20 protein-coding genes and 3 pseudogenes are annotated in these 21,671 nt (G+C 70.7%); 9 read left to right on the top strand and 14 right to left on the bottom strand.

Annotation, left to right across the window (positions count from 1 at the left end):
* Positions 1 to 48 precede the first annotated feature (48 nt).
* Positions 49 to 834 (bottom strand): glucosamine-6-phosphate deaminase, encoded by a 786-nt coding sequence (nagB, locus tag AC4IHM_RS10270; RefSeq protein WP_490866763.1) that lies wholly within the window; start codon positions 832 to 834, stop codon positions 49 to 51.
* A gap of 610 nt (positions 835 to 1,444) precedes the next feature.
* Here nagB and AC4IHM_RS10265 point away from each other — a divergent pair.
* Positions 1,445 to 2,911 (top strand): sensor histidine kinase, encoded by a 1,467-nt coding sequence (locus tag AC4IHM_RS10265; RefSeq protein ID WP_490870797.1) that lies wholly within the window; start codon positions 1,445 to 1,447, stop codon positions 2,909 to 2,911.
* Positions 2,912 to 3,128: 217 nt separating this feature from the next.
* Here the strand turns inward: AC4IHM_RS10265 and AC4IHM_RS10260 are convergent, their stop codons facing one another.
* Together AC4IHM_RS10260 and AC4IHM_RS10255 are read right to left on the bottom strand one after the other, a co-directional pair.
* Positions 3,129 to 3,386 (bottom strand): WhiB family transcriptional regulator, encoded by a 258-nt coding sequence (locus AC4IHM_RS10260; RefSeq protein ID WP_003973730.1) that lies wholly within the window; start codon positions 3,384 to 3,386, stop codon positions 3,129 to 3,131.
* Positions 3,387 to 3,706: 320 nt separating this feature from the next.
* Positions 3,707 to 4,676: pseudogene (locus AC4IHM_RS10255) on the bottom strand (diacylglycerol/lipid kinase family protein).
* A 191-nt stretch (positions 4,677 to 4,867) separates the two neighbouring features.
* Between AC4IHM_RS10255 and AC4IHM_RS10250 the strand changes: the two are divergent.
* Positions 4,868 to 5,323 carry a hypothetical protein gene (locus AC4IHM_RS10250; protein WP_490866762.1) on the top strand — a complete coding sequence of 152 codons (456 nt, stop codon included), beginning with the start codon at positions 4,868 to 4,870 and terminating at the stop codon, positions 5,321 to 5,323.
* Positions 5,324 to 5,346: 23 nt separating this feature from the next.
* Here the strand turns inward: AC4IHM_RS10250 and AC4IHM_RS10245 are convergent, their stop codons facing one another.
* The 3 genes from AC4IHM_RS10245 to AC4IHM_RS10235 all read right to left on the bottom strand — a co-directional run bounded on the left by AC4IHM_RS10245 (position 5,347) and on the right by AC4IHM_RS10235 (position 7,353).
* Positions 5,347 to 6,411: an RNA polymerase sigma factor SigF gene (locus tag AC4IHM_RS10245; protein WP_490866761.1), complete on the bottom strand. Its 1,065-nt coding sequence runs from the start codon at positions 6,409 to 6,411 to the stop codon at positions 5,347 to 5,349.
* Between the two features lie 17 nt (positions 6,412 to 6,428).
* A complete protein-coding gene (locus AC4IHM_RS10240; protein WP_416525014.1) occupies positions 6,429 to 6,842 on the bottom strand; it encodes an ATP-binding protein in 414 nt (137 codons plus the stop codon).
* Positions 6,843 to 7,092: 250 nt separating this feature from the next.
* The gene (locus AC4IHM_RS10235; protein WP_490866760.1) at positions 7,093 to 7,353 is read right to left on the bottom strand and encodes a UBP-type zinc finger domain-containing protein; all 261 of its coding nucleotides are present in this window, start codon (positions 7,351 to 7,353) and stop codon (positions 7,093 to 7,095) included.
* 62 nt (positions 7,354 to 7,415) lie between these two features.
* Between AC4IHM_RS10235 and AC4IHM_RS10230 the strand changes: the two genes are divergently transcribed.
* Positions 7,416 to 9,008, top strand: a complete 1,593-nt coding sequence (locus AC4IHM_RS10230) for a Na+/H+ antiporter (protein WP_490866759.1) — start codon at positions 7,416 to 7,418, stop codon at positions 9,006 to 9,008.
* 194 nt (positions 9,009 to 9,202) lie between these two features.
* Here AC4IHM_RS10230 and AC4IHM_RS10225 read toward each other — a convergent pair whose 3' ends face one another.
* Together AC4IHM_RS10225 and AC4IHM_RS10220 are read right to left on the bottom strand one after the other, a co-directional pair.
* On the bottom strand, positions 9,203 to 10,129 hold the full coding sequence (locus AC4IHM_RS10225) for a 1-aminocyclopropane-1-carboxylate deaminase/D-cysteine desulfhydrase (protein WP_490866758.1): 927 nt from the start codon (positions 10,127 to 10,129) through the stop codon (positions 9,203 to 9,205).
* A gap of 36 nt (positions 10,130 to 10,165) precedes the next feature.
* Positions 10,166 to 10,744 (bottom strand): N-acetylmuramoyl-L-alanine amidase, encoded by a 579-nt coding sequence (locus tag AC4IHM_RS10220; RefSeq protein WP_490870796.1) that lies wholly within the window; start codon positions 10,742 to 10,744, stop codon positions 10,166 to 10,168.
* A gap of 327 nt (positions 10,745 to 11,071) precedes the next feature.
* Here AC4IHM_RS10220 and AC4IHM_RS10215 point away from each other — a divergent pair, with 327 nt between their 5' ends.
* The 3 genes from AC4IHM_RS10215 (at position 11,072) to AC4IHM_RS10205 (ending at position 14,581) form a co-directional block, all read left to right on the top strand.
* Positions 11,072 to 12,478, top strand: a complete 1,407-nt coding sequence (locus tag AC4IHM_RS10215; RefSeq protein WP_490866757.1) for a family 2B encapsulin nanocompartment shell protein — start codon at positions 11,072 to 11,074, stop codon at positions 12,476 to 12,478.
* Between the two features lie 88 nt (positions 12,479 to 12,566).
* Positions 12,567 to 13,727, top strand: a complete 1,161-nt coding sequence (locus AC4IHM_RS10210) for a family 2 encapsulin nanocompartment cargo protein polyprenyl transferase (protein WP_490866756.1) — start codon at positions 12,567 to 12,569, stop codon at positions 13,725 to 13,727.
* A 245-nt stretch (positions 13,728 to 13,972) separates the two neighbouring features.
* The gene (locus tag AC4IHM_RS10205; protein ID WP_490866755.1) at positions 13,973 to 14,581 is read left to right on the top strand and encodes a GNAT family N-acetyltransferase; all 609 of its coding nucleotides are present in this window, start codon (positions 13,973 to 13,975) and stop codon (positions 14,579 to 14,581) included.
* Positions 14,582 to 14,839: 258 nt separating this feature from the next.
* On the opposite strand, the gene AC4IHM_RS10200 is transcribed toward AC4IHM_RS10205, so the two are convergent.
* Positions 14,840 to 15,262, bottom strand: a complete 423-nt coding sequence (locus tag AC4IHM_RS10200) for a DUF6415 family natural product biosynthesis protein (RefSeq protein WP_490866754.1) — start codon at positions 15,260 to 15,262, stop codon at positions 14,840 to 14,842.
* Positions 15,263 to 15,860: 598 nt separating this feature from the next.
* Here AC4IHM_RS10200 and AC4IHM_RS10195 point away from each other — a divergent pair.
* Positions 15,861 to 16,253: pseudogene (locus tag AC4IHM_RS10195) on the top strand (tyrosine-type recombinase/integrase); the annotation flags it as partial.
* A gap of 7 nt (positions 16,254 to 16,260) precedes the next feature.
* On the opposite strand, the gene sodN reads toward AC4IHM_RS10195, so the two are convergent.
* Positions 16,261 to 16,656, bottom strand: a complete 396-nt coding sequence (gene sodN, locus AC4IHM_RS10190) for a superoxide dismutase, Ni (protein ID WP_490866753.1) — start codon at positions 16,654 to 16,656, stop codon at positions 16,261 to 16,263.
* A 145-nt stretch (positions 16,657 to 16,801) separates the two neighbouring features.
* Here sodN and sodX point away from each other — a divergent pair, with 145 nt between their 5' ends.
* Positions 16,802 to 17,239, top strand: a complete 438-nt coding sequence (gene sodX, locus AC4IHM_RS10185) for a nickel-type superoxide dismutase maturation protease (RefSeq protein WP_490866752.1) — start codon at positions 16,802 to 16,804, stop codon at positions 17,237 to 17,239.
* Here the strand turns inward: sodX and AC4IHM_RS10180 are convergent.
* Positions 17,143 to 17,773: pseudogene (locus tag AC4IHM_RS10180) on the bottom strand (CGNR zinc finger domain-containing protein). The gene sodX and the pseudogene AC4IHM_RS10180 overlap by 97 nt on opposite strands.
* 100 nt (positions 17,774 to 17,873) lie before the next feature.
* Between AC4IHM_RS10180 and AC4IHM_RS10175 the strand changes: the two are divergent.
* Complete coding sequence (locus AC4IHM_RS10175) at positions 17,874 to 18,653, top strand: class I SAM-dependent methyltransferase (protein ID WP_490866751.1); 780 nt, start codon at positions 17,874 to 17,876, stop codon at positions 18,651 to 18,653.
* A 106-nt stretch (positions 18,654 to 18,759) separates the two neighbouring features.
* Here AC4IHM_RS10175 and AC4IHM_RS10170 read toward each other — a convergent pair whose 3' ends face one another.
* Genes AC4IHM_RS10170 through AC4IHM_RS10160 form a run of 3 tightly spaced genes read right to left on the bottom strand, consistent with a single transcriptional unit; the run spans position 18,760 to position 21,488 of the window.
* Entirely contained in the window at positions 18,760 to 19,557 is a 798-nt protein-coding gene (locus AC4IHM_RS10170; protein ID WP_490866750.1) for an amino acid ABC transporter ATP-binding protein, read from the bottom strand.
* The gene (locus tag AC4IHM_RS10165; RefSeq protein WP_490866749.1) at positions 19,554 to 20,495 is read right to left on the bottom strand and encodes an amino acid ABC transporter permease; all 942 of its coding nucleotides are present in this window, start codon (positions 20,493 to 20,495) and stop codon (positions 19,554 to 19,556) included. The genes AC4IHM_RS10170 and AC4IHM_RS10165 overlap by 4 nt, the downstream gene beginning before the upstream one ends.
* Positions 20,496 to 20,525: 30 nt before the next feature.
* Positions 20,526 to 21,488 carry an ABC transporter substrate-binding protein gene (locus tag AC4IHM_RS10160; RefSeq protein ID WP_490866748.1) on the bottom strand — a complete coding sequence of 321 codons (963 nt, stop codon included), beginning with the start codon at positions 21,486 to 21,488 and terminating at the stop codon, positions 20,526 to 20,528.
* Positions 21,489 to 21,671: the final 183 nt, after the last annotated feature.

Here is a 21,671-nt window from a genome sequence, read left to right as displayed (position 1 = left end):
CCCCGTCACGGGGACCCGGCGCCTTTCGCGCGCGGTGGCCGGCCGGGATCAGATGCCCTGCCAGTGCGGCTTGTGGGTGTAGGCGTGCCGGAAGTAGTCGGCGAGCTTCAGCTTGGCGGCGGCGGCCTCGTCGACGACGACCGTGGCGTGCGGGTGCAGTTGGAGCGCGGAGGCCGGGCACACGGCCGCGACCGGGCCCTCGACGCTCGCGGCGACCGCGTCCGCCTTGCCCTCGCCGGTGGCGAGCAGCACCACGTGCCGGGCCTCCAGGATGGTGCCGATACCCTGCGTGATCACGTGGTGCGGCACCTGCTCGATGTCGCCGTCGAAGAAGCGCGCGTTGTCCAGGCGGGTCTGCTCGGTCAGGGTCTTGATCCGGGTCCGCGAGGCGAGCGAGGAGCACGGTTCGTTGAAGCCGATGTGCCCGTCGGTGCCGATCCCGAGCAACTGGAGGTCCACCCCGCCGGCCCCGCCCAGCGCCCTGTCGTATGCCTCGCACGCCTCCAGCACGTCCGCGGCCGTGCCGTCGGGGCCCATGAACGCGTCCATGCCGATCCCCAGCGGTTCGAGCACCTCGCGCCGCAGCACCGAGCGGTACGACTCCGGGTGCTCGGCGGGGAGCCCCACGTACTCGTCGAGCTGGGCGATCCGTGCCCGCGCGGTGTCCACGGCACCCGAGCGCACCTTGGCCGCCAGTGCCTCGTACACGGGCAGCGGCGTCGAACCGGTGGCCACCCCGAGCAGGGCCTCGGGCTTGCGCCGGAGCAGCTGTGCCATGGCGTCGGCCACGAGTTCGCCGCCCGCCTCGGCATCGGGAACGATGACAACTTCCACGCTGGCCCGCCATTTCGAAGAGAGGACTCACCCGGGGTCCGGGACTGGCTATGTGGTTTAGACCAATCTAACAGAGCGGGGCCCCGCGGGCGCTTCGAACGCCTCGAACGCCTCGAACGCCTCGAACGCGTCGGGCGGCCGGCGGCGCTCGCGGAAATCGCCCCCGGCGGCCCGCTCCCGTGTCCGGGCCGACAGGGTTACGCTTCTGAGGGCGCCCGGGTCGCCGGTCGGCCGGCGGAGCGCACCGGCAACAAACACCGTCCGCGGCATGGACAGGGTTAGTGGTCTAGTCCACAATGGCCACTGAGGCACTGACCGTGACACTCACGCAAGGTGATCGTCAGGCTTCCGCTCTCCCCGCACAGGAGGGCGGACCGAGGAACCGGAGCTTTCTGCCCTGACTGCCCCGGCTCCTCACCCTTCGGCCGACCGGGACCGCACACCCCACGGCCGATGTTGCTCCGGGCTGCGGTGCCGGGAGGGTTGAGGGTCCCTCCCAGGCGCCGCGGCCCGCGGGTGTTTCCGGGCCCGTCCGGGTCGGGGGAGCGGCCGGGCCCGGCTGATTTCGATCGCTGTCCGTAGCGCCGGGTACGCTCAGCCCGTGCCCTCCATGAACGAACTCGTACGCCAGCACACAGCGCTCGACGACTCCGACCTCGAGTGGCTCCACCTGCTGGTCTCGGAGTGGCAGCTTCTCTCCGACCTCTCCTTCGCCGACCTCGTCCTGTGGGTCCCCACCCATGACGGCACGCGGTACGTCTCCGTCGCCCAGATGCGGCCCAACACCGGCCCCACCTCGTACCAGGACGACATGGTCGGCCACCTCGTCCCGCGCGGCCGGCGCCCCATGCTGGACGCCGCCCTGGACGAGGGCCGGATCGTGCGCGAGGGCGACCCCGAGTGGCGCGAGGAGGTCCCGGTCCGCGTCGAGTCCATCCCGGTGCGGCGCCAGGGACGCGTCCTGGGCGTCATCGCCCGCAACACCAACCTGCTCACCGTGCGTACGCCGAGCCGCCTTGAGCTGACGTATCTGCAGAGCGCCTCGGACCTCGCGCAGATGATCGCGGCCGGTGCCTTCCCGTTCGAGAACCAGCAGGTCGACATGGACGCCTCGCCCCGCGTCGGCGACGGCCTGATCCGGCTCGACGCGGACGGCCTCGTCCAGTACGCCTCACCGAACGCGCTGTCGGCCTACCACCGCATGGGCCTCGCCGCCGACCTGGTGGGCCATCACCTCGGGCGGACCACCGCCGAACTCGCTCCGTCCCGCGGCCCGGTGGACGAGGCGCTCGCCAAGGTGGCCAGCGGCTGGGCGCCGCGCGAGTTCGAGATCGAGGCGCACGACGGGGTGATCCAGTTCCGCGCCATCCCGCTCAAGCCCAAGGGCACGCGCATCGGTTCGCTGGTGCTCCTGCGCGACGTGACGGAACTGCGTCGCCGCGAGCGTGAGTTGATCACCAAGGACGCCACCATCCGGGAGATCCACCACCGGGTGAAGAACAACCTCCAGACGGTGGCGGCCCTGTTGCGCCTCCAGGCCCGGCGCATCGAGTCCGAACGGGGTCGCGACGCCCTCGAGGAGGCGGTGCGCCGGGTCGGTTCGATCGCGATCGTGCACGAGACGCTCTCCCAGAATCTGGACGAGCGCGTGGAGTTCGACGAGATCGCCGACCGCGTGCTGGCGATGGTGGCGGAGATTTCGCCGGGCAAGGTCACGGGGCGGCGCACCGGCCGCTTCGGCATTCTGGACGCCGAGGTGGCGACACCACTGTCGATGGTGCTGACCGAGGTGCTGCAGAACGCGCTGGAGCACGGCTTTCGCGAGGGCGACACCGGGACGGTCGAGGTCTCCGCGGTCCGTGGTGGTACGACGAAGGAGGCCCGGCTGCTGGTCACCGTCCAGGACGACGGTGCCGGTCTGCCCGAGGGCTTCGACCCGCACCGCTCCGGCAATCTCGGCCTGCAGATCGTCCGCACCCTCGTGGAGGGCGAGTTGGGCGGCGCCTTCGACATGGTCCCGGCTCCGGAGCGCGGCACCCGCGTGATCCTTGACATTCCGGTGCCGGCGGAGAAATAGGGGCGAGGCGCTTCGGGATCCGGGGTTCGGGATCCGGACAGCAAAAAGCCCCGGACCGGTATTGGTCCGAGGCCAGTGCTCTTGCGATGCATCGTCCTATGTGCACCGGGTACTGCGCGCTGCGGCTCGGGAGCGGGGTTGGCGTACTCGCTGTCTACGAAATAATGCCGTGAGGCACACGCGCCGCCATTGCTCAGGCTGTCAGCAGGGTGGATGGTCAGGCGGAGGCCTGACGGGCCCGGTTGCGGGCGGCACGGCGCTTCATTGCGCGGCGCTCGTCCTCGCTGAGACCACCCCAGACGCCGGAGTCCTGACCGGACTCGAGCGCCCACTGCAGGCACTGCTCCATGACAGGGCAGCGACGGCAGACGGCCTTGGCTTCCTCGATCTGCAGCAGCGCGGGACCGGTGTTGCCGATGGGGAAGAACAGCTCGGGGTCTTCCTCGCGGCAAACGGCGCGGTGACGCCAGTCCATGGCTGCTACCTCTCCTTGGTATTACATGCTGGGATGCTTGTGAATGTGAACGCTTTCACGAATCCCTCAACAAGGGAAGGGCCTACCGCCAGGTTCCCTGGCGTGGTCCTGTGGTTTGAAGAGGGGTTCCGGTGATCTGTGGAGGCCGGTCTTGCGGGCCGTCCCGATCGCCAAGAAGAGATTCGCAAACCTCGGCGGCGGATACAACCCCTTCCGGAAAGTTTTTTTTGATTCTTCGGTGTCGACTAGGTCACAGCCGTACTTCCATGGGGTGGATCCTGGTCTAAACGTTCGAGTGAAAGGACTTTGGCCCCTTCTGCTCACACAATCACACGCAGTGCACGGCGAACGCCTGTGAACGTCACGCTGGTCCGCAGTCCCAGATGGTCACCGTCCATCTGAAGGGGGAGTGGCACCTTCGAATGCAAGGTGAACTCGCTCAAATCGTGCAGAGAGACAGCATGTCGACCCCGGGGTCCGCGCTCGGGGGACGAAGTGAGCAACTGGGTGCCATACCGGGCAACGGCGGCCGTCGACAGCCGGCTGAGGCCGAGGACGTTCGAGCCCGGTGTCGAACGACGCCCCGGGCGACGCGTAGATCGGGCGATTGCCGAGGAACGTCCAGGGGGACGTGTTCGAGACTATGGACAGCACCAGATCGGTGAGCGGTTCCTCGCCCGGCCGCTCCAGGGTGATCGTCCCGCTGCGGCGGTGCGGCTCGCCGACGAGCGCCCGCATCACCTGGCGGACGTAGAGGGCGTGCGTCGACTTCTTGCCCCGTTCGCGGTGCTGTTCGACCCGGCCGACCACGCCGGCGTCGAAGCCGAGTCCGGCGTTGAAGCTGAACCAGCGGGCCGGCACCGCCTCGTCCTCCGTGCCCGCGGTGCCCGAGGCGAGGCCCAGGCCGACGGTCTGCTCGCCGCCCCGGCGCAGGGCGTCCAGCAGGGCGCCGGTGGCCTCCACCGCGTCGTTGGGCAGGCCGAGGGCGCGGGCGAAGACGTTGGTGGAACCGCCCGGGACCACCGCGAGACCGGGCAGGTTGTCGGGGTCGGGGCCGGAGTGCAGCAGACCATTGACGACCTCGTTCACCGTGCCGTCGCCGCCGAGGGCCACCACCAGGTCGATGTCGTCGCTCTGCGCCGCCTGCCGGCCGAGGTCGCGCGCGTGGCCGCGGTACTCGGTGGTGACCGCCTCCAGCTTCATCTCGCTGGCGAGCGCGTGGATGAGCACATCGCGCGTACGCGCGCTCGTGGTGGTTGCCGCCGGGTTGACCACGAGAAGTGCACGCATGGTCTGCAGGGTACCTACTGGGTGGTACCCGGCCCAGCCCGAGGTGGGGATCGCCACTCGGGCACACGGCGGGGGTGACATGTCCGCGCGGCGAGCGGTGATACGTCCGCGCGGCGAGTGGATGACACGTCCGCACGGCGACGGCCGGACACCCTCGTGGGAGCCGGTGCGCCGAGGGCTACCCTTCAGGGGTGAGCAGTGAGCAGACCCCCACCACCGAAGCCGCCGAAGCCGCCGAAGAGGCGGGCCCCCGCCCCGGCCGGCTCACCGCCGCCGCCGCGCTCGCCGCGCTGGAGGGGCTGGCGCTCGTCGTCGGGGGCGGCTGGATGCTGGTGGGCGGCCTCACCGGCCACCCCGACGACCGGACCTCCGCCATCACCGGAGGCGTCACCCTGATCGTCCTCGCGCTGCTGCCGCTGCTCGCCGCCGGCGGGCTGCTGGGCCGGCGGGGCTGGAGCCGGGGACCCGCCGTCATCACGCAGATCATGGCACTGCCCGTGGCCTACAACCTGTTGCAGGCCGACAGCCTGGCCATCCCCGCGGGCATCGTGCTCGGCGTGGTGGCCGTCACGGCGCTGGTCCTGCTCGTCAACCCCACGACCACCCGGGCCCTCGGCATCCGGGGCCCCGGCAACGCCGAGGAGTAGCCGCCCGGCAGGAGCGCGGTCGGCTACTCCTCGACCAGGAGCTTCTCCCGCAGTTGCGCCAGGGTGCGGGCCAGCAGTCGCGACACGTGCATCTGGGAGATCCCGACCTCCTGCGCGATCTGCGACTGCGTCATGTTGCCGAAGAAGCGCAGCAGCAGGATCCGCTTCTCCCGCGGCGGCAGATCCTCCAGCAGCGGCTTGAGCGACTCCCGGTACTCGACGCCCTCCAGGGCCTCGTCCTCGGCGCCGAGGGTGTCCGCGACCGCCGGGGACTCGTCGTCGGTGTCCGGGACGTCCAGGGACAGCGTGGAGTACGCGTTGGCCGACTCCAGGCCCTCCAGGACCTCCTCCTCCGAGATCGCCAGCTTCTGGGCCAGCTCGTGGACCGTGGGGGAGCGCCCGTGCAACTGGGACAGCTCCGCCGTGGCCGTCGTCAGGGCCAGCCGCAGCTCCTGGAGCCGGCGCGGGACCCGCACCGCCCAGCCCTTGTCCCGGAAGTGCCGCTTGATCTCGCCGACGACCGTCGGGGTCGCGTAGGTGGAGAACTCCACCCCGCGGTCCGGGTCGAAACGGTCGACCGACTTGATCAGTCCGATGGTGGCGACCTGGGTGAGGTCGTCCAGAGGCTCGCCGCGGTTGCGGAAGCGGCGCGCGAGGTGTTCGACGAGCGGCAGATGCATGCGGACCAGCCGATTGCGCAGCTCCGCGTACTCCGGGCTGTCCTTCGTCAGGGTGCGCAGCTCGGCGAAGAGAAGGCGCGCCCCGCTGCGGTCCTGCGGGTCGTGCCGGGTGCCCTGCGTACCTCGTGCACCCGGCGCCTCGTCCTCGGCGTGTCGCTCGTGCTCGCTCATCGTCCCGCCCGTCGCCCTTTCCCGAGCCTCCGCCTCCGCTCGGACGGGCGGGCCGGGGGTGTCCCCGGCCCGCTGCCCGTCGCCCGGAACGACGGCCCCGGGCGGGGCCTCGTCCTCCGGATGCGGCCGGGCCTGCTCGGGGATGCCGTCGATGCCGTCCGTCATGCGTCGGTCCTCGTTCGGAGAACGTTTGCCCTCGGCCGGCGGCTCCCGTGTGCCGCGCTCTTCGTCCCGCACCGGCCCGTCCCCGTCCCTCACTGCGGCCCAGGTCCCGCGCCGCGCTGTTTGTAGAGGCTGATCGAAACGGTTTTGTCCTCGTCCACGGCGGAGGAGACCTTGCCCGCGAGGGCGGACAGCACCGTCCACGCGAACGTGTCCCGCGAGGGGGCATGGCCGTCGGTGGTCGGGGCCGAGACGGTGACCTCGAGCGAGTCGTCGACGAGGCGGAAGACACAACTGAGCACCGAGCCGGGCACGGCCTGCTGAAGCAGGATCGCGCAAGCCTCGTCGACTGCGATGCGCAGGTCCTCGATCTCGTCGAGGGTGAAGTCCAAACGGGCTGCAAGGCCGGCCGTCGCCGTACGCAGCACCGACAGGTAGGCACCCGCGGCCGGCAGCCGGACTTCGACGAAGTCCTGGGTCGCGGGCTCGCCTGCGATCTGGGACACCCTCACCTCCAAGGTGGTACAAGCGTTACAGGGCCGAGGGATCGTCCCACGGGTAACGCGATGCGTGGTTCAGCGGTGACGTTATCGCGCTCCGAAGTTTCCTGTCCCCGAGACCCCAACCCCTTGCTGTCACTCATAGTAAACACATGAACACGTACAGTGGCTAGGGGTTCGGCGGGCCCAAATCGGAAGAGCGCGCGCCGGGTTGACGTACCCAGGCGTCAGACGGTCGAACCGTCCGGGGCCGAGGTCACACGAGGACATGATCGACGAAGCACCAGCGCCAGTTCTCCCCGGGCTCCAGAGTGCGCATCACCGGGTGCCCGGTCACCTTGTAGTGCCCCGTCGCGTGCTGCCTCGGCGAGGAGTCGCAGCAGCCGACATGCCCGCAGACGAGGCACAGCCGGAGCTGCACCGGGTCCGTGCCCTCGGCCAGACACTCCAGGCAGGTCTCGCTGCGCGGTGCGGGTTCCGGGTGCGGCAGCGCGTCGACGTGCGTGCACTGTTTCATGATTGCCAGGTTACGACGGGTGTGCGGATGACCGCGCGGAAAAAGAGGGCGGGCGAAGAGCGATGGACGTGATGCCGCTGCTGTTGCTGGTCGCGGGCAGCGCCGCGATCGCCGCCGCGGGACGGCGCGTGCCCGTGCCGGTACCGCTGCTGCTGGTCGCGGTGGGGCTGGCGGTGGGCTACGTGCCCGGCGTGCCGAACTACGCCCTCGACCCGCACATCGTGCTGCCGCTGCTGCTGCCCCCGCTGCTCTACACGGCTGCCACCGACAGCTCCTACCTGGATCTGCGGGCGCAGTTGCGGCCCGTGGCGATGCTGTCCGTCGGCTACGTGCTCTTCGCCACCTTCGTCGTCGGCTGCGCCGCCTATCTGATCGTGCCGGGCCTGCCGCTGACCGCGGCCCTGGTGCTCGGCGCGGTGGTGGCGCCGCCGGACGCCGTCGCGGCCACGGCGGTCGCCCGCCGGGTGGGGCTGCCCTCCCGGATCACCACCATCCTTCAGGGCGAGTCCCTGGTGAACGACGCCACCGCGATCACCGCCTTCAAGGTGGCGCTCGCCGCGGCGGTCGGCGAGGGCGCGACCTGGGCCGGCGGGATCGGCGAGTTCCTGATCGCGGCGGTGGGCGGCGTCGGCGTCGGGCTGGTGCTGATGCTCCCGCTCCACTGGCTGCGCACGCATCTGAGGGAGGCCCTTCTGCAGAACGCGCTCTCCCTGCTGATCCCGTTCGTCGCCTACGCCGTCGCCGAGCAGGTGCACGCCTCCGGGGTGCTCGCGGTGGTGGTCGTCGCGCTCTTCCTCGGCCACCGCGCGTGGGAGGTCGATTTCGCCACCCGGCTCCAGGAGGACGCGGTGTGGAAGATGGTCGCGTTCGTCCTGGAGTCGGCCGTGTTCGCCCTGATCGGACTCCAGCTGCCCGTCGTGCTCAGGGGCCTCGGGGCGACCCACGGCGCCGACGCGGTCTGGTACGCGGTCGCTCTCTTCCTGGTGGTCGCCGCGGCGAGGTTCGTGTGGGTGTACCCGGCGGCCTTCCTGCCGAGGCTGTCGGCACGCGTCCGCGCGCGCGAGGGGGCCCTTACCTGGAAGGGGCCGTTCGTGATCGCCTGGGCCGGGATGCGGGGCGTGGTCTCGCTGGCCATCGCCTTCTCCATCCCGCTCACCATGCACAGCGGTGAGCCCTTTCCCGAGCGCAACCTCATCCTGTTCCTCACGTTCACCACGGTCATCGGCACGCTGGTGGTGCAGGGCGTCTCCCTGCCGCCGCTGATCCGCCTGCTGAAGTTCCCCTCGCGTGACGTACAGGCCGAGACCCTGGCGGAGGCCAACGCCCAGGCGCAGGCGTCCCGGGCCGCCGAACAGCGTCTGGACGACCTTCTCGCCGACGAGCGCAACACCCTGCCGGGCCCGCTCGCCGACCGCCTCCGCATGGTCCTGGAACGCCGCCGCAACGCCGTGTGGGAGCGGCTCGGACAGGTCAACCCCGGCACCGGCGAGACCGTCGACGACACCTACCGGCGACTGTCCCGGGAGATGATCGGCGCCGAGCGCGAGGTGTTCGTCCGACTGCGGGACGCCCGCTACATCGACGACGAGATGCTGCGGACCCTGCTGCGCAGGCTGGACCTGGAGGAGGCGGCGGCGTACCGGGAGGCGACGTAGCGGCACGGTGCAGGGGGCGTGTCGCGGGGCAGCCGGACGGGACGACCGGCCCGCACCCCGCGATGCGACGGGACAGCACGCCCGCGCGTGGCGTCCGGGTCGGTGTGGCGTCGGGCCGACGGCGGTCGGCAATTGGCAGACCGCGCGTGTGTGCGGCCGGACGCGGCGGATCCCGTGGCTCTCGACGGGCCCGCTCAGGCGAAGGGGCGGCCGGTGACGACCGCCGCCAGCGTCGTCCCGGGCCGGAAAGCGCCCTCCTGGGTGAGGGCGAGCAGGGCGTACAGCATCTTGGCGACGTAGACGCGCTCCACGGGGAGGCCGTGGCGCTGTTCGAAGTCCGCGGCGAAGGAGTCCAGCTCGGCAGTGGTGCGGGCGTAGCCGCCGCAGTGGAAGCGGTCGTCGAGGCTCCAGGCGCCGCGCAGCCCGCCGAACGCGCGCTCCTGGAGCCGCCGTATGTCGTCGGCCAGGAAGCCGCCCCTGAGCACGGGTATCCCGAGCGCCCGCCGCCCCGGGGGCAGCCCGGCGGCAAGACCGGCGAGCGTGCCGCCGGTGCCGCAGGCGACGGCGACCACGTCGGCGCTCGCGCCCAGTTCCTCGCCGAGTGCCCGGCAGCCGCGGACGGCCTCCGCGTTGCTGCCGCCCTCGGGGACGACGACCGCGTCCTCGGCGTCGGCCGCGCGCAGCAGGGCCGCCAGGACCCCCGGTTCGCTCTTGTGGCGGTACGTCGAGCGGTCGACGAAGTGCAGCCGCATGCCGTCGGCCGCGCACCGGGTCAGCGAGGGGTTGAGCGGCCGGCCCGCCAGTTCCTGACCGCGTACCACGCCCACGGTGGGCAGCCCGAGCAGCCGGCCGGCGGCGGCGGTGGCACGCAGGTGGTTGGAGTACGCACCGCCGAACGTGAGGATCGTACGGCCGTCCGCCGTGGCGAGATTCGGCGCGAGTTTGCGCCATTTGTTGCCGACCAGCTCGGGGTGGATCAGATCGTCCCGCTTCAGCAGCAAACGGACACCGCAGCGCTCGAACCTGCCGTCGGCGACCTCCTGCGAGGGCGAGGGCAGGCGGGGGCGCAGGGCGCCGAGGCCGGAGGTGCCGGGGGTGTCGGAGGTGTCGGTGCCGGTCACGCTGCCATTGTCACGCCGCCGCGCGCGACGCGCGGCTCACTTCAGCCGGTCCCGGACCCGCTCCCGCATCGAGGCCATCGTGAATCCCCGCGGGTCCACCTTCCCCGGCTGCCATTCGAGGTGCCCGATGACGGATCGTTCATTCCACCCGTGGTGGCGGCAGACCGCGGCGGCGGCCCGTTCGATCGCCTCCAGCTGGACCGCCGGCCAGGGGTCGTCGCCGTCGCCCAGGTTCTCGCACTCGAAACCGTAGAAGTGCGGGTTGCCGTCCGTGTTCGACTCGTTGTCCGGGGGCAGCGCCTTCTCCGCGATCACGGCGCGCAGGACGTCGTCGTCGCCGAACCCGGCGTGGTTGGCCCGGCCGTAGCCGACCAGATGGACCGTGCCGTCCTTGGTGATGACACCGTGGCACAGGGGGCCCGGCAGGCCCTCGTGCCCCTTGCGGCAGATGTCCACGGTCGGCGCGCTGCCCTCGGTGACGGTGTGATGGATCATCACGCCGTGCACGGGACCCCACGCACCCTTGTCGTTGCGGTTGTGGTCCCGCCAGTCGCCGACCTCCACGACGGTGAGACCTTCCGCCTTCAGTGCTTTCAGGAAACTGCTCGCGGACATGGGTGCGGCCACGACCGACTCCTTCACGCTGAGCGACGGCCGCCTGTCGCGACCGCCTCGTACCGTGCTTGTACCGAAGCGGAGGGCTTCCTATTACTTGTTCGGTCCGTGTGCGAGTCGATTCGGACAGTCTCGCCCCGGCCAACGGCACTGAGCAGGGCCGGACATGCCGTCAAGACCGCGACAAGCCTCCATGTCTGCCCCGGCCGTCCGTGATCCATTCCCCCTCTTTCGTGTAATAGCATCAGCACGCTCCGTGAGGAAGGCTGGTCCACGCACATCGATGCCGGGCCTAGCCGTCCGGCATGACTGGGAGGGCAATTCCTTATGTCGGTAGGCGAAGAGGTCCGCACCGAGCAGACCAGGCCGCAGCAGAGCCTCGGCACGGCGGCCGCGCGGAACCTGGCCACCACGACCAAGTCCGTTCCTCAGATGCAGGAGATCAGCTCGCGCTGGCTGCTGCGCTCACTTCCGTGGGTGGATGTCCAGGGCGGCACGTACCGGGTGAACCGGCGTCTGACCTTCGCCGTCGGCGACGGACGTGTGACGTTCGTGAAGACCGGCGACCGCGTCGAGGTCATCCCCGCCGAGCTGGGCGAGCTGCCGGCCCTGCGGTCGTACGAGGACGACGGGGTTCTCTCGGAACTCGCGCAGCGCTGTGAGCAGCGGGAGTTCGGGCCCGGCGAGGTGATCGCCTCGTTCGGCGGCCGAGCCGACGAGGTCTATCTGCTGGCACACGGCAAGGTCGAGAAGATCGGCACCGGTCCCTACGGCGACGACGCGGTGCTCGGCGTCCTCGCCGACGGCTCCTACTTCGGCGACCAGGCCCTTCTCGACGGGGACGCCATCTGGGAGTACACCGCCCGCGCGGTCACCGCCTGCACGGTGCTCGTCCTGCCCCGCCAGGAGGTGGAGCAGGTCGCGGAGCGGGCGGACTCGCTGCGCGCGCACCTGGAGCAGCGGCGCTCGATCACGCAGCAGCCCACCAACAAGCACGGTGAGAAGGAGATCGACCTCGCCGCGGGCCACAGCGGCGAGCCGGACATCCCGCACACCTTCGTCGACTACGAGGCCCGGCCCCGTGAGTACGAACTGAGTGTCGCCCAGACCGTGCTGCGCATCCACTCCCGCGTGGCCGACCTCTACAACCAGCCGATGAACCAGACCGAGCAGCAGCTCCGGCTGACGGTGGAGGCGCTGAAGGAGCGTCAGGAACACGAGCTGGTCAACAACCGCGAGTTCGGCCTGCTGCACAACTGCGAGTACGACCAGCGGATCCAGCCGCACGACGGCGTGCCCGCCCCGGACGACCTGGACGAACTGCTCAGCCGGCGGCGCGGTACCAAGCTGCTCCTGGCCCACCCGCGCGCGATCGCCGCGTTCGGCCGCGAACTCAACAAGCGCGGACTCGTCCCCGAGACGATCGACGTTGCGGGCAACCGCATCCCCACCTGGCGCGGGGTGCCGATCTACCCGTGCAACAAGATCCCGGTCACCGAGGCCCGTACGACCTCGATCATCGCGCTGCGTACCGGCGAGCAGGACCAGGGCGTCATCGGTCTGCGGGCCACCGGCATCCCGGACGAGATCGAGCCGAGTCTGTCGGTGCGCTTCATGGGCATCAACGAACAGGCCGTCATCAAGTACCTGGTCACGGCCTACTACTCGGCCGCGGTCCTCGTGCCGGACGCGCTCGGCGTTCTGGAGAACGTCGAGATCGGCCGCTGGCGGTGACGTTGCGTCTCCCCGGCGTCGTGTCCCCGCCCTCCCGGGCGGGTACACCCCGGGGGTACGGAAGCGGACCCATGGGGGAGGTGAGTCCATGACGGAGACACGTGGCGACATCACCGCGACGCGTCGCCCCACCCGAACGCTGGAAAGGCACGGGCCCATCGGCACACAGCGGGAGAAGGAGCCGGGGACAGCGCCCGAGGGACACGGGCCGGTGGTGCCCGAGGGACAGGAGGCGGCGGTTCTCCTACGGGAGTCCCGGGCGTCGGTCGACCCCGAACTGCGCTCCGCCATCGCGTCGCTGCCCGCGTCGATGCGCCGGATCGCGCTCTACCACTTCGGCTGGCAGCACGCGGACGGCACACCCGCGGCGGGCAACGCGGGCAAGGCGATCCGCCCCGCGCTCGTCCTCACCGCGGCCGCCGCCCTCGGCGGACCGGTGGCCCGTGCGTCGGCGGGCCGGGCCGCCGCGGCGGTGGAACTGGTCCACAACTTCACGTTGCTGCACGACGACGTGATGGACCGGGACGCGACCCGACGCCACCGGCCGACCGCGTGGACCGTGTTCGGCGACGCCGACGCCATCCTCGCGGGGGACGCCCTCCAGGCGCTCGCCCTGCGGCTGCTCGCGGCGGACCCGCACCCCGCGTCCGCCGCGGGGGCCACCCGGCTCGCCGACTGCGTCATGGAGCTGTGCGAGGGCCAGCACGCGGACACGGCCATGGAGCGGCGCGCCCCGGGTGAGATCACCCTCGACGAGACGCTCGCCATGGCCGAGGCCAAGACGGGCGCGCTGCTCGGATGCGCCTGTGCCCTCGGCGCGCTGTACGCCGGTGCCGCGGACGAGGACGTCGACGCCCTGGACGGCTTCGGCCGTGAGGCCGGGCTGGCCTTCCAGCTCATCGACGACGTCATCGGCATATGGGGCGACCCGCGCCGCACCGGCAAACCGGTCGGCGCGGACCTGGCCGCCCGCAAGAAGTCACTGCCGGTGGTCGCCGCCCTCACCTCCGGCACCCCGGCCGCCGCAGAACTGGCCGAGCTGTACGCGGCGCCGTACGAGGAGGGCAAGGAGGATCTGGAACGCACCGCCCTGATCGTGGAGCGGGCGGGTGGCCGGGACTGGGCGCAGGCCCATGCGGCCGACCGGATGGCGAGAGCCATGCAGGAACTCGCCCGTGCCGTGTCCGACCCGGAGGCGGCGGGCGGCCTGCTCGCCCTGGCCGAGTATGTGACCCGGCGCAGCACCTGACGGCCTCACCCGGCGCATCCCGGCCGGCCGCGCAAGCCCCGGGGCCCGAGGCAGGGTCGTACGGCACCTGACCGACGTACGACCGCACTGCCGAGGGTTCCGGTCGGGCGGGTCCCGCACTTCCCCACGGTGTGCGGGGCCCGACCCCTGTCCGCGGCCGTGGGGGTCCGCTCGTGGCCCACGGCACCGGATAGGCTCAACCGCCGTAAACGCGGGCGAGGTTGAGCCGAAAGGGCGGGCGGGACATGGGTGTGGTGATCCGGACGGCGGGGGAGGGCGACCGGGAGCGGGTGGTCCGGCTGCTGGACGAGGCCTTCCGGGACGATCCGGTGAGCAGTTGGGTCTTCCCCGGTGAGGAGTACCGCCGCCGGACCCACCACCGGCTCATGGCCGCCTTCACCGACGCCGTGCTCGCCGATGGGCGCATCGACCTCACCGAGGACGGCGCGGCCTGCGCGCTGTGGCTGCCCGTCCCCGCGGACGAGCACACCGGCGACGAGCCCGGCGACGGCGCGGACGGCCCCGCACAGGTGCGCGAGGCCGTCGATCCGCGGAACGAGCGCGTCGAGCTGATCGCCCGGCTGACGGAGGGCATCCACCCCTCCGGCCGTGCCCACGCGTACCTGTGGATGATCGGCGTGGTCCCCGGACGGCAGGGCGAGGGCCTGGGAACCGCGCTCATCGGGACGGCCCTCGACCGCTGTGACCGCGAGGGGCTGCCCGCCTATCTGGAGGCGAGCAGCGCCCGCAGCCGGGTGCTGTACGAACGCCTCGGCTTCAAGTTCACTGGCGAGGTCCTCGACCTGCCGGACGGCCCCCGAATGTGGCCGATGTGGCGCGAACCGCACCCGTAGCGGCTCGGTACGAGCTGGTCGACGAGATCGACGAGCTGGTCATGGAAACCCGGCCCACCGATCCGGAGCGGCGCCCCCGCGCCACGAGGCCGGCACGCGACACACGGCCCGAGAACTCCTGACGCCGGACTCGAAGCAGGGGCCGCGGGGACGCCTTGCAGTAGTCGGGGTGCACGAGGATCTCGGTAGCGCCCGTCGGTGAGTCGGGCATGATCTTCTCGGGCTGTCCCTCGATGGGCTTGTCGCAGCGCGCGCAGATCATGCCTCGTCACCTGCCGCGGAGATGTGCAACTCGGACACCCGGCGGGCGAGTTCGCCGATGTGGATTGCCCCGGCGAGCGGGGTCGCGCCGATCTGGTAACCCAAGGCGTCCTCGGCGCGCTCGGCGGCCTGGATCAGGGTGTACCACTCGCGGGACCGGAGTGGAGTGGCGTCGGCCTGCCGCTGCGCGACCGGCACGAGCCGCTCGATCTCGGCGCGCAGCACTCTGTCGAGTTCTTCGAGCCGGGATATGGGCGGCAGGATGCCGGTCGCGCCGAGGGCCTCGTCGATCAGGTCGGAGATCTCGCCGACGTCGACGGGCTGGTGTGTCGCGTTCACCGTGCGGCCCCCGTGGGTGTGGGCCGCGCGGGCGGCCCAGCTCGCCCAGGTCGGTCGTCCGCACAGGGAGGGCGGCAGCATCGGGGCGCGGCTGGCGAGCCTGGAGGCGCGGGCGCGGGCGACAGTCGGCGACTCGGCAGGAGCGCTCGCCGCCCTGTCGGACGCCGAACGATCTCGTGAGGCGATCTCGGGTCGGGACGAGGCACTGGGAGTCCTCGACTTCCCCGCGGCCAAGCAGTCCGCGTACGCCGGAACGACCCTTCTGGCCGTAGGCGGGCAGGAGCACGTCCAGCGGGCGATCGTCAGCGCGGAGACGGTGATCCGCCTCTATCGCGGCGCGGACGGCGATGACCAGTCGGTTGGTGACCTGTTCGCCGCGCACCTCGACCTTGCCGGCGGGCGTCTGCTGCTGGGCGACCTGGACGGCACGGAAAGATGCTCGGCTTCGTTCTCCAGTCCTCGCCGGAACGCATGTCGGCCAGTATGGTGCGCCGGCTCACCGTTCTCGGTCGGGAGCTGGGAGGGCCGCAGTACGGTGGAGCCGCGCGGGCGGTGCACCTGCGTGACCGGCTCCAGCACACGGTCGTCCGTGCGTCCCTGCCCGCCGCCCGTCCTCCGGAGTTGCCGACGTGACCGACTTGTCCGCCGCCCACGACGCCGCTGTGACCGACCGGGCCCGCCTGGCGGGCAGTGCCTGTTCACCATGGAGGAGGGGGAGCCGCTCAACCGCCGCCGCTGGAAGACCGAGTGCTCCCGCAAGGTGCTCCAGGCGGTGGAGAACGAAGCAGCCGGGCACGAGGCCCGCAAGCCCGTTGAGATGCCGCACATGGTCACCCACGACCTGCGGCACTTCTACGCCTCCGCGCTCATCGCCGACGGCGCGAGCGTCGAGCAGGTCCAGATGGTCCTCGGGCACGCGTCCGCCGTCATCACGCTGCGGATCCACCCGCATCTGCGGCCGGGCGAAGAAGACCGCACCCGGGCCGTCATGGACGCCGTGCTCGGCGGCCTGCGGACCGGGTGCGGACAGGTAGGCGACGTGACCCGCGAAACCGCAGGTCAGACGGCCTAGCCAGAGATCAGGCCTTCTTCGTCTCCCAGAAGATCTTGTCGATCTGGGCGATGTAGTCCAGGGCCTTCTGGCCGGTCGCCGGGTCGGTGGAGGCCTTGGCGGTCGACAGGGCCTTCAGGGTGTCGTTGACGAGCTGGTGCAGCTCCGGGTACTTCTCGAAGTGCGGCGGCTTGAAGTAGTCGCTCCACAGCACCGAGACGTGGTGCTTGGCCAGCTCGGCGCGCTGCTCCTTGATGACGGTGGCGCGCGTCTGGAAGTGCGGGTCGTCGTTGCCGGCCATCTTCTCCTGGACGGCCTTGACCGACTCCGCCTCGATGCGGGCCTGGGCCGGGTCGTACACGCCGCAGGGCAGGTCGCAGTGGGCGCTGACCGTGACCTTGGGGGCAAACAGGCGGGAAAGCATGAAGCGTTCCTTCCTCGTGATCGTCTTCTCAGGGGGGACATTACTCCCTGGGAGGCCCGATTTCGCGGGTGCCCCCATGGGCTTAGGACAAAAGTCCCGGGTGAGACTGAGACTGGTGGAGGAAAGACCGGGGAGGTGCCGGGTTATGCCGGAGCAGCTGTCGCAGGAGACCGAGCGCGTGAGAGGGGCGTTGCCTTTCGGACCGGCCGAGGTGACCGGTCCCTCGATGGTGCCCACGCTGCACCACGGGGACGTGCTCCTCGTGCACTGGGGGGCCAGAGTCAGAGTGGGTGACGTGGTCGTACTGCGGCATCCCTTCCAGCAGGACCTGCTCGTGGTCAAGCGGGCCGCCGAGCGGCGCGGGGCCGGTTGGTGGGTGCTCGGGGACAACGCGTTCGCGGGCGGGGACAGCACCGACTACGGGGTGGTGCCGCAGGAACTCGTGCTCGGCAGGGTGCGGTTCCGGTACCGGCCGCCGCGCTCGGGTCAGCGCTCGCCGTTCGCCGTGGTCCGCTGGGCGCTGTCGGCGCTCAGGCCGGTGCTGACCGACCGGTCCGCCTCCAGGCGCTTGCGGGCCCGGTAGGCGGCCACGTTGGCGCGGGTGGCGCAGCGGTCGGAGCAGTAGCGCCGGGAGCGGTTGGTGGAGGTGTCCAGGTAGGCGTTGCGGCAGGGGGACGCCTCGCACAGGCCCAGGCGGTCCACGCCGTACTCGGTGAGGTGGAAGGCCAGGCCCATCGCCGCGATGGCGGCGTAACCCGCGGTCGCGTTGGACGGGTGGTCCGCCAGGTGCATGTGCCACAGCGGGCTGCCGTCGTCGTCGCGGTGCTCGTGGCCGGAGATCTGCGGGCTCACCGGGAACTCGAGGAGGAGTGAGTTCAGCAGGTCCACGGCGAGGGTCTCGTCGCCGCCGTCGGCCGCCTCGAAGACCGCGCGCAGCCGCCCCCGGACCGAGCGGAACCGGGTCACGTCCGCCTCCGTGGCGCGCCGGGCCGCCGACTGGTTGACGCCGAAGAGTTCGCGGACGGCCTCGACCGAGGTCAGGAACGTCCCGCCCCCGCGCCGGCTCCTCGGTGTTGACGAGACGCACGGCGTAATCCGAGTAATAGGCCAGTTCCACTTGTAGTCCTTACGGTGGGGCTCTAGGGTCGTGCCTGCGGTCAGGTAACAGCTGATCGTGGTCCCAGGGTATTACGTGAGGCATGCGACGGAGGAGCCGAATGACGGACTCGGACACCACCACGACCGGCACACCCGCCACCGACTGGCAGGCCTGGCAGCAGAGCTGGGACCGGCAGCAGGAGTGGTACATGCCCGACCGCGAGGAGCGCTTCCGGATCATGCTCGACATGGTCGGAGCGCTCGTCGGCCCCGCACCGCGTGTGCTCGACCTCGCCTGCGGCACCGGCACCATCACGGCCCGGCTGCTCGCCCGGTTCCCGGACGCCACCAGCACCGGCGTGGACCTCGACCCCGCGCTCCTCGCCATCGCCGAGGGCACCTTCGCGGGCGACGCGCGCGTCGGCCTGGTGACCGCCGACCTCAAGGACCCCGACTGGCCGGCCAGGCTGCCGTACGACTCGTACGACGCCGTCCTGAGCGCCACGGCCCTGCACTGGCTCCACGCCGAACCCCTCGCGGTCCTCTACGGCCAAGTCGCGGAGCTGGTCCGCGACGGCGGTGTCTTCATGAACGCGGATCACATGATCGACGACACGACGCCCCGGATCAACGCGGCCGAGCGCGCCCAGCGGCACGCGCGGATGGACGCCGCCAAGAGCGGAAGCGTGCTCGACTGGGCCCAATGGTGGCAGCTCGCCGCCGAGGACCCGGTGCTGGCCGGGCCCACGGCCCGCCGTTTCGAGATCTACGGCGAGCACGCCGAAGGCGAGACGCCCCCGGCGGCCTGGCACGCGCGCGTGCTGCGCGAGAAGGGCTTCGGCGAGGCGCGGCCGGTGTGGTGCTCGCCCTCGGACACCCTGCTGCTCGCCCTGAAGTGAGCCGATGCAGGCGGGCCGAAGCCGATGAGCCGGCCGGCGGGGCGGTGACCAGGAGGGGCGGCACGGAAGACCCGTACCGCCCCTCCACGCACGGCCTCGCACGGCCTCAAAGGACCTTGGACAGGAACGCCTTCGTCCGCTCGTGCTGCGGATCGGTCAGCACCTCACGCGGGTTGCCCGACTCGACCACCACGCCGTTGTCCATGAAGACCAGGCTGTCGCCGACCTCGCGGGCGAAGCCCATCTCGTGGGTGACGACGACCATCGTCATACCGGACTCGGCGAGGTCGCGCATGACGTTGAGGACGTCACCGACCAGCTCGGGGTCCAGCGCCGAGGTCGGCTCGTCGAACAGCATCAGCTTCGGGTCCATCGCGAGGGCCCGCGCGATCGCGACCCGCTGCTGCTGGCCGCCGGAGAGCTGCGAGGGGTAGTTGCCGGCCTTGTCGGCCAGGCCCACGCGCTCCAGGAGCTGGCGGGCGCGGTCCCTGGCCTGGGCCCTGCTCACGCCCTTGACCTGCACCGGCGCCTCCATGACGTTCTCCACCGCCGTCATGTGCGGGAACAGGTTGAAGCGCTGGAAGACCATGCCGATGTTCCGGCGCTTGACGGCGACCTCGCTGTCCTTGAGTTCGTAGAGCTTGTCACCCTTCTGGCGGTAGCCGACCAGCTCGCCGTCGACGTACAGCCGACCGGCGTTGATCTTCTCCAGATGGTTGATGCAGCGCAGGAACGTCGACTTGCCCGAGCCGGAGGGGCCGATGAGGCAGAACACCTCGCCCGTCCGCACCTCCAGGTCGATGCCCTTGAGGACCTCCACGAGACCGAAGGACTTGTGGACGCCCTCGGCCTTCACCATGGGGACGGAGGCGTCCCTCGCGGGAGTGTCGAGCTTCTCGGTCATGCCATGCCCCCCTTCGGGCGGCCGAGGGAGATCATGTTCGCCTTGACCTTCTGCCACGGCGTCGCCGGCAGCGAGCGGCTGGAGCCACGGGCGTAGTAGCGCTCCAGGTAGTACTGGCCCACGCTGAAGACCGAGGTCAGCAGCAGATACCAGGCCGCCGCCAGGAACAGCATCTCGGCCGGGGCGCCGGAGGTCTGCCCGATGTCCTGGGCCACGCGGAACAACTCGGAGTACTGGACGACCGACACCAGCGAGGTCGTCTTCAGCATGTTGATGACCTCGTTGCCCGTGGGCGGCACGATCACGCGCATCGCCTGCGGGACCACGATCCGGCGCAGCGTCTTGCTGTGGCTCATGCCGAGCGCGTGCGCCGCCTCGGTCTGGCCCTCGTCGACCGCGAGCAGACCGGCCCGGCAGATCTCCGCCATGTAGGCGGCCTCGTTGAGGCCGAGGCCGAGCAGCGCCGTCAGGAACGGCGTCATGAAGTCCGACCACTCGTCGCGGTACAGCGGCCCGAGGTTGATGTACTCGAAGACCAGGCCGAGGTTGAACCAGACGACCAGCTGCACCAGGACCGGCGTGCCGCGGAAGAACCAGATGTAGAACCACGCGATGGACGAGGTCACCGGGTTCTTCGACAGCCGCATCACGGCGAGCAGGATGCCGCCGACGACGCCGATCAGCATGGCCAGGACGGTGATCAGCAGCGTCTTGCCCATGCCGGACAGGATCCGGTCGTCGAAGAAGTAGTCCGGGATCGCACCCCAGTTGATCTTGCCCTGGGAGAACGCGTAGACGACCGCGGCCAGCAGCGCGATCGCGACGACCGCGGAGACGTACCGCCCGTAGTGCCGGACCGGGATGGCCTTGATGGCCTCCGGTCCGGCCGGCGGGGTGCCGGCCGGTTCGCCCGCCTTCTTGTCGTTGTCAACAGTCACGGATACTGCCTTTCAGTGGCCGCCGCGCGGTCACTTGCCGCCGTTGATGGTGGCCTCCGTGAGGGCGCCTTCCGCCACGCCCCACTTTTCCATGATCTTCTTGTACTCGCCGTTGGCGATCACCGCGTCCAGCGCCGCCTTGAGGGCGTCACGCAGCTCCGTGTTGTCCTTGGCGACCGCGATGCCGTACGGCGCGGCCTCGACCTGCTCGCCGACGAGCTGGAAGTCGTTGCCCCCGCCGGAGGTCTGCACCGCGTACGCCGCGACCGGGAAGTCGGAGGAGCCGGCGGCGGCGCCGCCCGCGCGCAGCCGGGTCTGGGCCTGCTGGTCGTTGTCGAACGCCTCCATGGAGATCTTCTTGCCGGCCGGACACTTCTTGTTCTCGGCCTTGGCGAGGTCCTCCGAGACCGTGCCGCGTTGCAGCACCAGCTTCTTGCCGCACAGGTCGGACCAGCTCTTGATGCCCTGGTCGTCGCCCTTCTTGGTGTAGATCGAGACACCCGCGGTGAAGTAGTCGACGAAGTCGACACCCTGACCGACCTTCTTGCCGGTGTCGGAGTCGACGCCGTCCTGGCGGTCCTTGGTGTCGGTCATCGCGGACATGGCGATGTCGTAGCGCTTGGAGCGCAGACCGGTGATGAGGGTGTCGAAGGTGCCGTTCTCGAAGTCGAACTTCACCCCGAGCTGCTTGCCCATCGCCTCCGCGAGGTCGGGGTCGATGCCGACCGTCTTGCCGGAGTCGTCCTTGAACTCGACCGGGGCGTACGCGATGTCGGAGCCGACCTTGATGGTGCCCTTGTCGCGGATCGACTGGGGCAGCTTGTCGGCCAGCGGTGCGGCGCTCGCGGACTGGCTGTCGCCGCTGCCGGAGTCGTTGCTCTCGGTCTGGTCGCCGCAGCCGGTCAGCAGCAGCGCGCCTGCGACCGCGATCGCACCGACCGCTGCTGTCCGGGAGCGCGCGGCGGTCGTACGACGGGTGGAGCTTGCGGTCATGGTGGTTCCTCCGGCGGTGAGGGAGTTGCCGATGGGACGGGACGCCGGCCGGATGACCGGCAGGCGCCGTGGGTCGACGGGAGCACACGCCTTCGAGTGCCGCGACCTCGTGTGATGACGGCATCTTGCCATTCGGACTCGGCCGTTCAGGGGGGCCGTCATGTCAAAATCGGATAACGGGTG

This window comes from Streptomyces sp. SL06 (assembly GCF_058244745.1).
This window is presented reverse-complemented; position numbering and strand designations above follow the sequence as displayed.